This window comes from Arthrobacter sp. NPDC058127 (assembly GCF_042884555.1).
In the GTDB taxonomy this organism is placed as follows: Bacteria; Actinomycetota; Actinomycetes; order Actinomycetales; family Micrococcaceae; genus Arthrobacter.
On sequence record NZ_JBHVTT010000002.1, the window covers coordinates 166,292 to 180,758 of the forward strand.

A 14,467-nucleotide genomic window follows, 5' to 3' on the forward strand; every position below is an offset into this window, starting at 1 on the left:
TTGCCTTCCCCGAGAGGTCGTTTTCTACGTTAGGTAGTTAGTAGGCGCCATGGCTGCCGAAGACGGCCTGGGCAGTGCGGAGTAGGATGACCAGATCTCCGGCCAGTGACCAATTTTCCACATAGTAGAGGTCCAAACGGATGGAGTCCTGCCACGAAAGGTTGGACCTTCCACTCACCTGCCAGAGCCCCGTCACCCCTGGCTTGACCAGCAATCGACGGCGAACGTCATGTTCGTAAGCATCGACCTCTTTTGGCAGGGGAGGCCGTGGGCCCACCAGGCTCATGGAGCCGGAAAGGACATTGAACAGCTGAGGAAGTTCATCCAAGCTGTATCTGCGGAGGAAGCCACCAGTCCGGGTGATGCGTGGATCGTTTTTGATCTTGAAGAGTAGCCCGTTCCCTTCGTTTCGGTCGGCGAGTTCGGAGAGCCTCGCCTCTGCATCGACCACCATGGATCGAAACTTGAGCATTTTGAAGCGGTTGCCCTCGAAACCCACCCGTTCTTGCCGGAAAAGAATTGGGCCAGGGCTGTCGAGCTTCACGAGCAGGGCGAGGACCGCCAACAGGGGTGAGGACAGCACTATCAGCCCGGCTGAGACAGCGACGTCGAAGAGCCGTTTAGCGACGCGCTGGCCAGCCTCAAGTGTAGGTGTGGTCACGTGGATAAGAGGCAGTCCCGCCACTTGTCGGGTGTGGATGCGGGGCCCGGCGATGTCCGTGAGAGCGGGGGCCATGATGAGTCCGACGTTTCGATCGGCTAGTTCCCACCCTAGGTGACGCAGCGTTTGCGGGTGAAGCTGGACGCCAGCCGAAACCGCGATAGCATCTGCGTCGCATTGTCCGATTGCCGCAAGAATCGCGTCGGTATCCGGTATATGGCCGAGCACGGGCAGTCCAACGCTCGCAAGCTCAGCAGACGGGTCGTGAGACCCTGGGGTATAGAGGGCAACGGGCATGTAGCCCGCATGTTTTTCGCGCCTCAAGGTGGCCGCCAAGTGGGCGACTGCGCCTGGACCTCCCAAGAGCAATAGCCGGGACATGCGCCGTCCCTTTTGACGGTGGATGCTTAGGTGTTGGCGAAGAAGCCAGCGTGCTAGCAGCAGTCCAACAAGGCCAGCCGGCAGAGCGATTCCGACGTATCCGCGGGCTGTTTCTACACGGAAAACATACGAGAAGATCGCAACAAAACCGAACAACCAAAGAGACGCGGCCGCTACTCGCTTGTACTCGTCGGGGCCCGAGCCGAGAATTCGGCTTTGCCGAGTCCCCCAGGCTCCAAGCATGAGCCACCATGTGACGGCCAGGAGTATAGATAGCCAGACGTAGCTGGAATCTTGTCCGGAAACTGCAAAGCCAGAGTCCAACCCGAACCTGATGCTGTAGGCACCAGCCACGGCCCAAACGATGACGAAAGCGTCAACCACTCTTAGAGTGCGGGCTGTTCGCACCCGCCAATCAGAAACCGCCCCCACTAGCATCCCCAGTATCTAGTCGTTTTCAGTTTTCGGGAATCCCCGGGCTCAGGATACAGCCACCGAAGGGGGCAGCTCTAATGTTGCGAATTAGAGGCGCGATTGCTCTCGGCAATACGTGAAGATTCTTAACCTGTCCCACGACCGCAGGGTTCGAACTCGATCCGTCAAAAGCGGCCGGATGCGGCGTAGCGGCCAACACCACGGACCTGAACAAGAATGATAGAGGGCGCGAAACACTACCGGCTAGTTAGTTCCGGCCAACGGTTTCACATGCCCCATTCAGTTCCTGTCACGTCCTCCGGCAGGTTAGCATCGACCGTGGGACCGCGCTGCGGAATCCGAACGGACTCATCGCCGTTGGCGAGATTTACTTGCCTGAAACACAAAGTTTGAGACAACAGAGGTAGGGACCCTCCACCGTTGCGCCGGGCAACACGGATCCTGCAAAGCTGTGTGATGAATCGTCCCCGGCAGGTGAATCGGAATCAGCCGGAAACATCGATGTATCAGGACATAAAATGGGGTGTTTGTATGACCAAATCGGTAGCAATAATCGGCACTCGAGGCTATCCGAGTTACTACGGGGGCTTTGAGACGGCGGTGAGAAAACTGGCCCCGTTCCTTGCGGACTCCGGCTGGGATGTCAACGTATACGGCCGCGCAGGGGCGACAAACGAGAAGGATCCCACCAGGGACCATCGTGTTCGCACGACAGAAACATTTGGACTCGAGAGCAAGTCCTTAAGCACGCTTACGTTTGGCTTCAGTTCCGTTGTTCATGCGTTGTTCAAGAAACCGGACATAGCTCTGGTAATGAACGTGGCCAATGGATTCTGGCTTCCGCTTCTAAAAATGCGAGGCATACCCTCGGTTGTGAACGTAGATGGAATCGAGTGGGAAAGAGCCAAATGGGGGCGGCTCGCTAAGCTTGTGTTCAAGCTCGGTGCAAAATTTACGGCTCGCTTTGGCACGATTTTGGTCAGCGATTCGCTGGAGATTCAGCGTCGCTGGCGGGCTGAATTTGGGCGCGATAGTGTATTCATTCCGTATGGAGGCGAGCCTTATCATCACCTTGACGTCGTCGAGGGACTGACCTCCGGGGGATATGTACTGATCGTGGCCCGATTTGTTCCTGAAAATACTGTCTTGGAATTTTTTGAAGCTGCCGAACGAATCGCCCAAGACCATCCGGTGGTAATTGTCGGATCCTCTGGATACGGCGGGGACCTGGACAACGCAGCCGCCGCACTCAGCACTGGCAATCCAAACGTTACGTGGATGGGTCACGTCAGTGACGATCTGAAGCTTATGTCTTTATGGCAGCATTCAGGGGCCTACTTCCACGGGCACAGCGTAGGGGGAACAAATCCGGCGCTTGTGCAGGCAATGGCGTGCGGCGCTCCCGTTATAGCGCGCCGAACCCCATACAATGAAGAAGTTTTAGGTTCAGAAGAGTTCTTGGTACTTCCGGAGCCTTCCGCCATTGAGGAAGCAATTCGGGACCTCTTGGCAGATCCTGCAAAACGAACCAGAGCTGGGCTGGCCAACAGGGAGCGCGCTGAGAGGTACTACAATTGGCCCGACGTTTGCTCCGCCTATGAGCGGAGCTTGGTTGAAGGCCAAAACCCACGGGCGGCGTCCGCTGGGTTCAAGAGCCTGGAGGAATCAGCGGCGAACTCTCTGGTTGGCGTTCAGAAACCGTCAGCAGACTGATGTGCTGCAATGAAATCAAGAGTTGATAGAGAGCTGATGTCTCGGCTGGCCACGAGCAAGTACGACAGCATTCGAATTCGCCCTGAGTTGCGAGCCGCGCAAGTAAAAAGATCAAGTTTGATGACACCGGCCCTCACTCTCTACTTCGATGAGAAGTATGACTTGGGCGCGACTTCGCTCCGAGAGTCGTTCGTCAAGGTGAATTTTCTTACATGCGCAATGATTCTGGCGATTTCGAAAGCGACGATTCTGGAGGTTCCCGAACCGCTTTGGCTTCGATTTGCCGCAAAGAATCTCATCCTGATATTTGTTTGGAAGTTATTCGGGCTTTTCCGGAGGAATCGCAGAATCACCGTAACCTACGCAATAGAAAATAATGATCTCGCTGCTTTGACGTCCATTCGAGATCGACCCGTTTTTGTATTGCAGCGTCTGTTTCGATTACTGGCCGGAGCGGCTATTCGCGCTTCGATTGATCGAATAGTATTTGGCAGTTACGCATCGCAGGAGCTCTATTATTCTCTTAGGGGAGTTCGCTCCATTCCCAATAAACTTATAGAGGAACTGCCTGCAAAAGCGCTTTCGGGGCACGATGGCGGTTATTTGCGACGGGGCGCCAACGAAGCGATTTTCGTTGGCGAGCTGGATGACAGAAAGGGTATCAGGGACCTCATGGAGGCATGGCCTTCTGTGGAATCCGACCTGCCTGACGCGATTATCACTGTGGTTGGCCGTGGGGAGCTTGAAAGCATAGTTAGGCAGTGGTGTGAGGATCGTCCGACGAGCCGAGTGTATCTTGGGCTTGTTCCGCACGAAGATACCCTTTCCCATCTCGGCCGGGCATCGATTCTCATTGCCCCGTCGCGACGTGCAGGACGGTGGAGAGAACAAATCGGACTGCCGATTGTGGAAGCACTTTCCCTTGGGACCACAGTCGTTACCACGGACGAGACGGGGCTGGCGACCTGGCTGCTAGAGCACGGCCATGTCGTGATTCCCGAGCCGAGGCTTGGAGAAATTTTGCCTCGCGCGATCACAGCTGCGTTAAAGTCTCCGCTCGATCGACAAGCTGTTGTAGATGTTCTTCCATCCTTACCAGGACGAATTATGGCTGATTCTTGGCTCCATGCGGCCAAGACCCCTGGCTCCGCGGAGGTTAATTGAAATGACACTTTCTAATGTTGCAGCCGTCGTTGTTCATCATCGAAGCTATGACACCGTGGGGGAAACCACGGAACGCCTAATAGCTGAAGGCGTCGAACCCTCAAGGATAGTTGTGGTTGACAACAGTGAAGAGGACCATCAGAGGGAAAAGGTGAAATCCCTGTTGCCGGATGGCGTCCACGTAGTCTTTTGTTCGAATCACGGCTACGGAGCCGCGGTTAATTTTGGTGTCTCCTGGCACACCCGTAATACGGGCGCGACCGAGTATCTCTTGGTTTCGACCCACGAAGCCCGACCGGAGCCTGGCGCCGTTCGTAGGCTTGAAGCCGCGCTCGGTGGGGATGAACGAATCGCCGTCGTTGGTCCGGCTTTGGTCACGGGAGATGACTCTGAAATCGTTTGGTCGCTTGGTGGGACATTGTCCCGGGTTCTCGGCCTTCCACGTCACCTTGCCCACAAGGCATCAAGGACTCAATTGAGTGATGCCAAATCCGGTCCTGTTTCCTGGCTCGATGGCGCCTTCTTGATGTTCCGTAGGGACGTCATTGAGAAGCGCCCGATCGATGAAGAATACTTCTTGTATATGGAGGAAACAGATCACCAGTTGGCTCTCCGGCGAGAAGGCTGGCGGATTTTCATAGAGCCGACCGCAGTAGTCTGGCAGAGCTCAGGAGGCGTTCCGCCTTACTACCAGACAAGAAACATTCAGCTTTTTCATGCCAAGAACGGAACGTCGATTAGGCGTCAAATTTCTGCGCCATTCATAATCGCCAGATCGATTGCAAGAGACATCATCCGGCGTCGAGGGACTTCAGAATGGGGCCAACTGATTTCCGGCTGGAGAGCCGGGATCAAACTAGCAGAGGGTCGGTCCGCAGGCGAAGTGACGAGGGTTGTGATAGTGAATCCACTTGGAGGAGCTCTCGCTCACTACACGGATGCGCTCGCGAAAACACTGGAGGAAACCGGGGCAGCGGTGGAGACATTTTCCATCGAGGAACCATCAGTCTCGGGGCGCAGTCGCTTTCAGTGGTTGGTCGGATATTTGAGACTTTTGAATGCTGCGGCTCGGCGCCAAAACGCTGCACCCGGTTCAAAGATGCTGGTCACGTGGCCCGTTCTGGGCTTCCTCGATCTCCTGTTGGTTGGCGCAATTTGTGGTAAGGCTTCCGCGATTGTGTATCACGATCCAAAGCCGCTAGTTAGGGCTATTGGAACTGGCCGCGCGATTGCGACCGTAGTGCAAAAGGTTTCGAAGCTTCCCGAAATCATTGTCCACAGCCAAGCTGCCCATGAAAGTATGCTTGATTTCGGCTTTGCGAGCAGGTTGCAGGTGCTTGCTCATCCGATGATGCGCCCGGCAAATCGAAATTTCGGGGAGGATGCCGGCGTAGTAGGCCGCCGCAAGGTTCGCGTCTTGGGCCAGTACAAGCGTGACAGGGACCTGGATGTCTTGGGAGTTCTGGCCCGTCATCTTCATACAGAATTCGATCTTGAAATTGTCGGCCGAGGATGGCCATCTGTCGACGGCTGGGACGTGGACCCGCGCTTTGTATCTGAGTCAGAGCTGGATACCTTGATTGAAACCAGCGCCGCGATTGTCATTCCTTACAGACGGTTTTACCAAAGCGGAATCGCCATTCGGGCGCTGGAACGTGGTACCCCTGTTGTTGGCCGTTCGGAAACCAGCTTGTCGTCTTTGTATGGTGCGGATTCCGAGCTCCTGGTAAGAGACTCTTCAGACGGGAAAGATTTCGACGAAACTTCCTGGCCAACGGCCGTTCGGCACGCAGCGGGACAAGGGCAGTCGGAGGTGGAGAAGGCAGCCAACGAGCTGTTCTTTGCTACCGTTTCGGAGTGGAAAAGCTGGATATACCCAGTAGTGGATTCGGCGAGGGGTGTCTAGAACCATGGCAACCTATACGCTGCTTGCACTCGGTCCAGCTCACCCAGACACTGACCGCGAATGGCTTGAAAGTCCCCACATAGGTCGTATATTTCGACAGCATTCAACAGCGCCTATGGGCAAACGGCTCGGATCTCGGGTACTGGGAATCGGTCTGGACTCTCTCCTGCTTGCGATAAGGACACTTCGCCCAACCATGAGGGGGCCATACTTGGCCAACAACCCGTGGATCGGTGCGGCACTCCGACTCACTGGTCGACGCGATTTCGTGGTCACTGGTATTTACGCCGAGCCAGCGAGCCGAAGCTGGAGGGTATTGCGGCGATTGATAGGCAGTGCTCCGGTAATCACGCTGTCGCAATCAGAAGTTGGTCCGTGGAACGAAGCCGGTGGAACAGCAACTGCCATTCTCTATGGAAATACATTCCGATATCCACCGAAGCGGGCAGCTGAAGACAAACTTCAGATATTCGTGGGCGGATCGTCAGATCGGGATCCACAAACAATTCGCGCGCTGGAGGAGGAAGTCCTACAGAGTGAGGAACCAGTGGAACTAGTGTTAGCCACAGGAGAAGGCCCCAGTGAGACTATCTCGGGTGAAAGCGTTGTGAAAAGACCCGGGCCCTTAAGCCAGTCCGATTTCGGCGCGTTATTGAGCACTGCCTCCGTGACATTTCTGCCGTTGCGGGACGGAACAAGGGCTGCTGGGCACATGGTCATGGTTGGATCTCTTGAGAGCGGGATCCCCATTGCCGTAACTTCCAGTCGCGGGATGTCGGAATATGTATTTGGGCAGGCTGTCGTCGCGTGCGATCGAGATCAGCCAATCCTGCCTCAGTTGCGGTTACTGGCCCACAGTATGCTTGGGGAAGAGGAATCAATACGTGACTTTTGGCGTGAAACCTTTAGCTTGAACGCTTATATCGCACGAGTTGGGAGCATTTTGGAGTCTTTTTCGAACGCGATGGAGCGCTGATAGCCCGGGTTGATGCATAGTTGCTCGGATGTGCCTGGATTGGCCGATCATACAAGGGCCGCAGCCCAGATGACACCCAGCCTCACACCACTGCTCCGAGCATGTTGCCATTAGTTTGTCCCTGGGAGACATGAGAAGCGCGGTTGACCTCAGTTAGGTCATTTGGCTAGTGCGTGAGTGAACACGTCTCCGTGCCAGCGGAAGTGCGGGGTTGTTCGGGGCCTTCGTCATCGGGAGCCGACGATTCAGGGCGGGCCCCTGTCCAGTTCGCCCAGGCTGAACGCCGAAAGAATGCCGGCATCGGCCAGGTCGGCCAGGCCGTGGCGGTCCTGGAACTGCTTGACGATCGGGATGATGGTCGCTGCACTCGGCCTTGTTGCCTTCGAAGCAGCCGATCTCCAGCTATGGGTCGACGTGACCCGTGAACCAAGTCAGGTGGTGCGAAACCTTTAGCTTGAACACTTATATCGCGCGGGTTGGGAGCATTTTGGAGTCTCTTCCGAATGAGATGGAGCGCTGATAGTCGCGCTTTGATCCCACGGTTGCTCGCATGCGCATGGACTGTCGCTTATGCAAGAGTCGAAACCCAGATTACAGCCAGCCCTATCAACACGGATCCGAGCACGGTTGCCATTAGTTTGTCCTTAAGGGATATGAGGAGCAATGTTGACGTCGCAGCGTCAACACCCGCGTAGGCGCAGAGAAGAACCACTAGTTGGAACGCAGGCATGTGGACCGACCACAGAGCGAACGCGACGACAACCGGAACGGCAATAATAGTCACTCGAGATGCGCTCGGCTTGAGAAAGCGAAAGGACATACGCTGTGCCGCGCCAGCGGCTGCCGACGAAAGAGACCACAGCCCGAGACAAATCGCTGGAACTGTCAGGTCTGGAAGGAAGAGGGCAACTCCACCGATTCCGAATGCGGAAATTACAGTGAGCCCCGCAACAAGCACACGAAGAAACCTGCGTCCTGCTGACGGTGAGTTGATGTTCTGATGAACCAAGATCGGCATTACGGAGTTTACGAGCGTAGCGCTCGCTGACCCGACCACCTTGACTGCCAGGTTAAGGAGAGTGACCGCAGATGGCGGAAGCAAGACTGCCAGGGACTGCAGCACCACCAGACCAATGTATCCAATGCCGGCTTTGCCCAGGAACCAGTAAGGTGCGGTCGACTTTCCAGACTTTGATCGAGGCGCCCTTCTTAGAACTTCATCCCCGACGTGAAGCCTGCTCATCACGACGAGCAGCGTCCCATTTCCGAGAACCAGACCAATCAACATCAGCACGACTGCAGTAGTGGCGTCAGCTATCGGTAAAAGAAGGGTCATCATCGCGAGCCCATTGGCAGGCAAGGCAACACCTGATATCCAGCGAGGGTTCCCCTCAGCTTCGGCTGTTACGGCGCGAAACCAGACACGAGCCTGAAGGCCGGCGTTCAAGAACGATCCGATCGCAATCGGCAGGAGCGCAAAACCGGACCGTCCGCTTGCGTACAGCCAGGCGGCGCCCGCAATTATGAGCGAGCAGCACAGCAAGGGCGTTAGCCAACGTACCCTCTTCATGGCAGTTCGAGTGATCTTTTCCTCGTTGAGAAGGAGAGGATACATCATGCCTACGACGACAATCTGGATGGGCAGCATTCCCATGTTGAAGAGGTAGAAGTAGGCATCTGTCGCCTCGTTTGCCCCTACCCGCCACAACAGCAGTGCGAGTTGTGCTAAACCGATGGCCTGAGAACCGAGCGAAAGCGCCGGTCCCCGCGCAAAGGTCCTTAGGACTGATGAAACCTTCTGCTGACTCTGTAAGAGCTCGGTACCGACGTTCATTTCCCCCCCTACCGGCTCCGGAGTACACGCCCCAGTGCGGGCGGACTTCAGATGACTACTAGACAGTTCGAATGGGCTGTCTAATGACGTTCAGTCTTCGCCAACGGGAAGCTTTGTGCCTGGCGTTTGTCGTCCGCCATCACGGTGGCATCGAAATCCGCCTCCGGGACGGGTGCGCTTCCACGATCCGGACTGGACTGTGTCTTCCCGCGTTGGCGACTGCTCGAGGACCGTTCGGGCTTCGGTTTCTCGTCGTGACTGTAATATCCGTAGGCGTACGCATCGGGACCCTTGGAAGGCAATCTGTTTAGTACGACACCAAGAATGTTGGATCCAACCATTTCGAGGGCGCTAAGTGCTTTTTGCAGGTCGTTCTGGCGAAGTTTTTGTGACCCGACGACGACCACAACACCACCGACATGCTGGGACAGGACTGTTGCATCCGTGACCGGAAGCAATGGCGGAGCGTCGATAATGACATGATCGAATGCCTGCTCTAGGCGATGAATTAGCTGACGCATTTCTTGGGACCCAAGTAATTCGCTCGGGTTCGGAGGAATCTGACCTGATGACAGGACATACAGATCGTCGTCCCCCCAGGGCTGGAGCAGGTCGTTCACATCGGCGTCACCAACCAATGCTGTTGTCAAACCGGCGTTACGGTCTAGACCAAGGTATTCATTGACCATGGGGCGGCGAAGATCCGCGTCGACGAGACACACCAAGTGCCCCGCCTGTGAGAGAGCGATCGCGAGATTTGTCGCGGTCGTGCTTTTGCCCTCACCGGGAAGGGCCGACGTCATTAGGACAGTCTTTGCCTGGCCGGAGACGTTCGCGAACTGCAAGTTCGTCCTGAGCTGCCGGAAAGACTCGGCCCGTGGACCCTGCGGACCGGACTGCGTGAGCAGGGGCTTCTTCACGGCGTCCTGATCGAAGGTTATCCCCCCAAGAAGCGGTGCGCTTGTCACATGTCGGAGGTCAGCTTCGCCTCTAATCCGGTTGTCAAGAGCCTTCCTCAGGACGGCTGCCGCGACCCCTAAGACGAGCCCACCGACCAATCCGAGGAGCAGGTAAAGTCGTGTGTTTGGCGCCGATGGTGATTCCGGGGCGACGGCTGGTTTGATGATCGAGAGGCTGACCGGAGACGTACCGCCAGTTTTGGGCTTTTCAAGTGTGTCTACGGCCTTGATCAGACTGTTCGAGACTGCCTGGGCGATGGCTGCGGCTTGAACCGCCGAGCCGTCTTTTACGGAGATGTTAATCAGAACCGTGTTCACATCTGTGGAAGCGGTAACTTCGTTTGCCAATTCCTGAGATGACATTCCTAGACCCAAGGCATCGATTGCCGGCTGGAGAACTATCGGCGAGTCTACCGTTTTTACATACGATTGAACTCGCGCTTGGCTGAATGTGTTACCCTGCTGCAGCTCTTGAACTGTGCCTGAATTTTGAATCGCCACGAACAATTGGGTATCAGCGGTATATACCGGTTTGGATAAAGCCGAAAAAACTCCGCTTCCCAAAAGACCAACAAGCGTAACGGCGGCGATGACCATCCAGTCATGGCGAATAATGCGTAAATAGTCGCGTAGATCCAAACCGAGGTCTCCCCTGTGTCCTTGACTGGGACCTGCACGTAGCATCCCCCAGAACGGCAGTATTCGTGCGGTCCACGCCAGTGTACCGTCTGCGGCGGCTATTGACATTGTGTGAACATGTTTTGCGAGCTCATGCTTAGGGTTGCCGCCGCCTGGGTGACCTGTGCGTCGCTATGGTTGAGAGGGTGTTGATTTCGACAAATGCACCGAAGGCTCCTTGGTTGACGGAGCCGGTATCGGTGCTGCGCCAGTCTGCTCGCCACCGAAAGAATGCTTCTATGACTCACCAGACCCCAACAACGGTTGGTATTGGAGCCTACTACTCAGGCAGGTCGGTTCGTTCTGAGCAGGCACCTTCGGTGAAAGTCCAGAAAGATTCCTTACCGGATTAGACGAGTGGTCGATACTAATTGCCGGGGAGAGTTCGGCAACATCAAATGGAGGACGCTTTGCCCGGCTACGTGGACATCAACCCTCATCGGAAGACTACTCCGAACCCATTCAAGTACGGGGGGCTCCTCTTGTTGATGTGCCTCACCGCAGTGGTGGTTTACCTAGTGCTATCCAGGTAGCCCTCAGTGTCCTTTGAACACTATCTCTTGGGCTTGGCGACCATGCTGGGCGCGCTGGGCGTCGCCGGAGCGCTTTGTTTTCTTATACTCGCCCATCGGATCCGGGAAAAGGCCAAGGGGAGCCGTCCTAGTTGTTGCGCTCCTGCGGCGACTTGTGTCTGTTCCACGACGTAGGTGAATGCCGCGGCCCTCGCACGAAAATGTCCCAGCAGCCGCGTTAGCCACTCTGCTTCCTAGCGCGTATCCAGGTCCTCGAACACTAGGAACGTTTGCGTGTCCTGCACGCCGGGCATCGACTGCAGTCGATCGAAAATGACCCTGCGCAGGTGAATGTTGTCGGTGGCCCGCACCAGCAGGATGACGTCGAAATCGCCCCCGACCAGCGCAATGTGCTGCACCTCCGGAATGAGCCGAAGCTCTTCGCGGAGCTCGCGCCACGAGTGCTGCTGCACCTTGAGCGTGACGTAGGCCGATGACTTCAAGCCGGCCTTGATGGGGTTCACAAGCGCGGTGAACTTGGTCAGCACGCCTTCGCCCGTCAGCCGGGAAATTCTCGAGTACGCATGCGCCCGGCTGATGTGCACGTTCTCCGCCACCTGGGTCACCGACATCCGGCCGTCCCGAGTCAGCTCGGCAATGATGTCCCTGTCCACTTGGTCAAGAGGAACCTCTGCCTGATCCGCTTCCGCCTCGGCCATCGCATCTCCAATTCGTCTTCGGCGTGGGCCCGTTAGCCAGCTCACATTTGCAATTTGTCTTCCAGACTAGATGTTTCCTGCAAGCTTTTCCATGATTCTGCCCAGAGCTGGATACGAAACTTCTCCAAGGAACATACTGGTGACAAATAGTGGATACAGAAGGACGGACCAATGACGATCTCCGCAGACCATGAGGCCCAAGGTCTGGCTGACGCTCGGCCGGACGATACCCAAGCAAACGACCAAGCGTCCGAAGTGCGGCGCAAGTTCGGCATCAGCGTGGAAGACTACATGCTGCCTGCCCGCCATCAGATCCAGATGGTCGATCTTTCAGGCGTGCTCAAGCCCGAAGCCGAACAGGGCACGGAACCGGGCCACGAATATCCCATCCCCGGTGACGCCGAACTCATGGCAGCCTACGAACAACTCGTCGTCGGACGCCGCGTCAATGACCAGAACTCCGCCCTCGTCCGGCAGGGCCGCATGGCCGTCTACCCGTCCAGCCACGGACAGGAAGCGTGCCAGGTAGCGGCCGCCCTGTGCCTTCGCGAAGGCGACTGGCTGTTCCCCACTTACCGCGACGCCGTGGCGGTCATGTCCCGCGGAGTGGACCCGGTGGAGACCATGACCATCTTCCGCGGCGACTGGCACGGCGGCTACGACCCCACCAAACACAAGGTCGGCATCCAGTGCACACCACTCACAACGCAGCTGCTGCACGCCGTTGGAGTTGCCCATGCCGCCAAACTGCGCGGCGAGGACACCGTGGTGTTGGCAATGTGCGGCGACGGCGCCACCAGTGAGGGGGACTTCCACGAAGCCCTCAACTTCGCGGCCGTCTTCCATCTGCCCGTGATCTTCTTCGTGCAGAACAACAAGTACGCCATCTCGGTGCCCCTGAGCCACCAGTCCGTGGCGCCCTCACTGGCACACAAGGCCGTTGGCTATGGCATGGCCGGTGAACGCGTTGACGGCAACGACCTGGTCGCGCTCCTCGCCGTCCTCGACCGAGCCGTGAAACTCGCGCGCGAAGGCTCCGGCCCGCTCCTAATCGAGGCCCACACCTACCGCATGCAGGCCCACACCAACGCTGACGACGCCACCCGCTACCGGGAGGACAGCGAAGTGGCCGAATGGACCGCCAAGGATCCCATCAGCCGCATGACGGCGTATCTCACCGGCCGTGGACTGCTCGATAATGACGGTTCCGCCCGGATAGCTGCGAAGGCCGAATCCGTTGCCTCGCAGCTTCGCGAAGGCCTGGGGGAGGACGTCCCGGTGGACCCGCAGAATCTCTTCCGCTACGTCTTCTCCACGCCCACCCCGCAACTGAAGGAGCAGTCCGCCCTGCTCGCCGATGAACTCGCCCGTGAGGCATCCGGCCAGAAGGAGGCAGGCAAATGAGCCCCGCCGTCACCACATCCTCTGACGCCACCGAGCGCGCCGCAACAGGCGACGTCAGTTCTGCTACCGCAAGCGCTGCAGCCAGCGCGGCAGCAGTAGCCGAAGCCTCCGGTCCCCAGACCATCACCATGGCCAAAGCCCTCAACACCGCGATGGGGGACGCCATGGAGGCCGACGCTTCGGTTCTGGTGTTCGGTGAAGACGTTGGCCGTTTGGGTGGCGTCTTCCGGATCACCGACGGCCTGATGGCCACTTTCGGAGAACAGCGATGCTTCGACACCCCGCTGGCAGAGTCAGGCATCGTTGGCATGGCCGTGGGTATGGCGATGAACGGAATGCGTCCCGTGATTGAGATGCAGTTCGATGCCTTCGCTTACCCGGCCTTCGAACAGATCGTCAGCCATGTGGCCAAGATGCACAATCGCACCAAGGGCGCCGTGAAGCTGCCCATGGTCATCCGCGTGCCCTATGCAGGTGGCATCGGCGGCGTGGAGCACCACTGTGACTCGTCCGAGTCCTACTACGCCCACACCGCGGGTCTGAAGGTCTACACGCCCGCGACCGTGGCCGACGGCTACCGCATGCTCCGCGAGGCCATCGATTCCGACGATCCCGTCATGTTCATGGAACCGAAAAAGCTGTACTGGTCCAAAGACCAGGTGGACCTGGGCGCACTGCGGGGCGAACACGCCACGAACACCGCGAAGGGATCCAGCAGCGAGGGGCGCGCTGCCGTCGCGCGTCCCGGCACCGATGCGACGCTCATCGCCTACGGACCCTCGGTCCCGACCGCACTTGCCGCCGCGGCCGCAGCAGCTGAAGAGGGCCGCTCCCTTGAAGTGATCGATGTCCGCTCAATCGTGCCCTTCGATGACGAAACCGTGTGCGCGTCGGTGCGCAAGACCGGCCGCGCTGTGGTCATCGCCGAGGCTCACGGCTTCGCGTCCGTGTCCTCCGAAATTGTCGCCCGGGTGCAGGAGCGCTGCTTCCACTACCTGGCCGCGCCCATCCGCCGGGTCACCGGCTTCGATGTCCCATACCCGGCTCCGAAGCTGGAGCACTACTACTTGCCAAGCGTCGACCGCATCCTCGACGCCGTAGACGACCTTCAATGGGAGAACTGAC

Annotated in this window: 9 protein-coding genes; 5 read left to right on the forward strand and 4 right to left on the reverse strand. The window is 57.5% G+C overall.

All coding sequences use genetic code 11. The annotated features are described in order from the left end of the window. Window positions 1-37: 37 nt before the first annotated feature. On the reverse strand, window positions 38-1,474 hold the full coding sequence (locus ACFVTG_RS04115) for a sugar transferase (protein WP_390278256.1): 1,437 nt from the start codon (window positions 1,472-1,474) through the stop codon (window positions 38-40). Window positions 1,475-2,008: 534 nt separating this feature from the next. Here ACFVTG_RS04115 and ACFVTG_RS04120 point away from each other — a divergent pair. From ACFVTG_RS04120 to ACFVTG_RS04130, 3 genes are read left to right on the forward strand one after another with little or no spacing between them, the layout of a single operon-like run. Then, window positions 2,009-3,190, forward strand: coding sequence for a glycosyltransferase (locus tag ACFVTG_RS04120; protein ID WP_390278259.1), 1,182 nt, complete (start codon window positions 2,009-2,011; stop codon window positions 3,188-3,190). 9 nt (window positions 3,191-3,199) lie between these two features. After that, a complete protein-coding gene (locus ACFVTG_RS04125) occupies window positions 3,200-4,354 on the forward strand; it encodes a glycosyltransferase family 4 protein (protein ID WP_390278262.1) in 1,155 nt (384 codons plus the stop codon). A 1-nt stretch (window position 4,355) separates the two neighbouring features. Then, window positions 4,356-6,260: a glycosyltransferase family 2 protein gene (locus tag ACFVTG_RS04130; protein ID WP_390278265.1), complete on the forward strand. Its 1,905-nt coding sequence runs from the start codon at window positions 4,356-4,358 to the stop codon at window positions 6,258-6,260. 1,544 nt (window positions 6,261-7,804) lie between these two features. Here ACFVTG_RS04130 and ACFVTG_RS04135 read toward each other — a convergent pair. The 3 genes from ACFVTG_RS04135 to ACFVTG_RS04145 all read right to left on the reverse strand — a co-directional run bounded on the left by ACFVTG_RS04135 (window position 7,805) and on the right by ACFVTG_RS04145 (window position 11,938). Beyond that, window positions 7,805-9,070, reverse strand: coding sequence for a hypothetical protein (locus ACFVTG_RS04135; RefSeq protein WP_390278268.1), 1,266 nt, complete (start codon window positions 9,068-9,070; stop codon window positions 7,805-7,807). 80 nt (window positions 9,071-9,150) lie between these two features. Next, window positions 9,151-10,668, reverse strand: coding sequence for a polysaccharide biosynthesis tyrosine autokinase (locus ACFVTG_RS04140; RefSeq protein ID WP_390278941.1), 1,518 nt, complete (start codon window positions 10,666-10,668; stop codon window positions 9,151-9,153). A gap of 805 nt (window positions 10,669-11,473) precedes the next feature. Further along, complete coding sequence (locus ACFVTG_RS04145; RefSeq protein ID WP_390278271.1) at window positions 11,474-11,938, reverse strand: Lrp/AsnC family transcriptional regulator; 465 nt, start codon at window positions 11,936-11,938, stop codon at window positions 11,474-11,476. Window positions 11,939-12,109: 171 nt separating this feature from the next. Here ACFVTG_RS04145 and ACFVTG_RS04150 point away from each other — a divergent pair, with 171 nt between their 5' ends. Next, complete coding sequence (locus ACFVTG_RS04150; RefSeq protein ID WP_390278274.1) at window positions 12,110-13,342, forward strand: thiamine pyrophosphate-dependent dehydrogenase E1 component subunit alpha; 1,233 nt, start codon at window positions 12,110-12,112, stop codon at window positions 13,340-13,342. Further along, window positions 13,339-14,466 (forward strand): alpha-ketoacid dehydrogenase subunit beta, encoded by a 1,128-nt coding sequence (locus ACFVTG_RS04155; RefSeq protein WP_390278277.1) that lies wholly within the window; start codon window positions 13,339-13,341, stop codon window positions 14,464-14,466. The genes ACFVTG_RS04150 and ACFVTG_RS04155 overlap by 4 nt, the downstream gene beginning before the upstream one ends. Window position 14,467 lies beyond the last annotated feature (1 nt).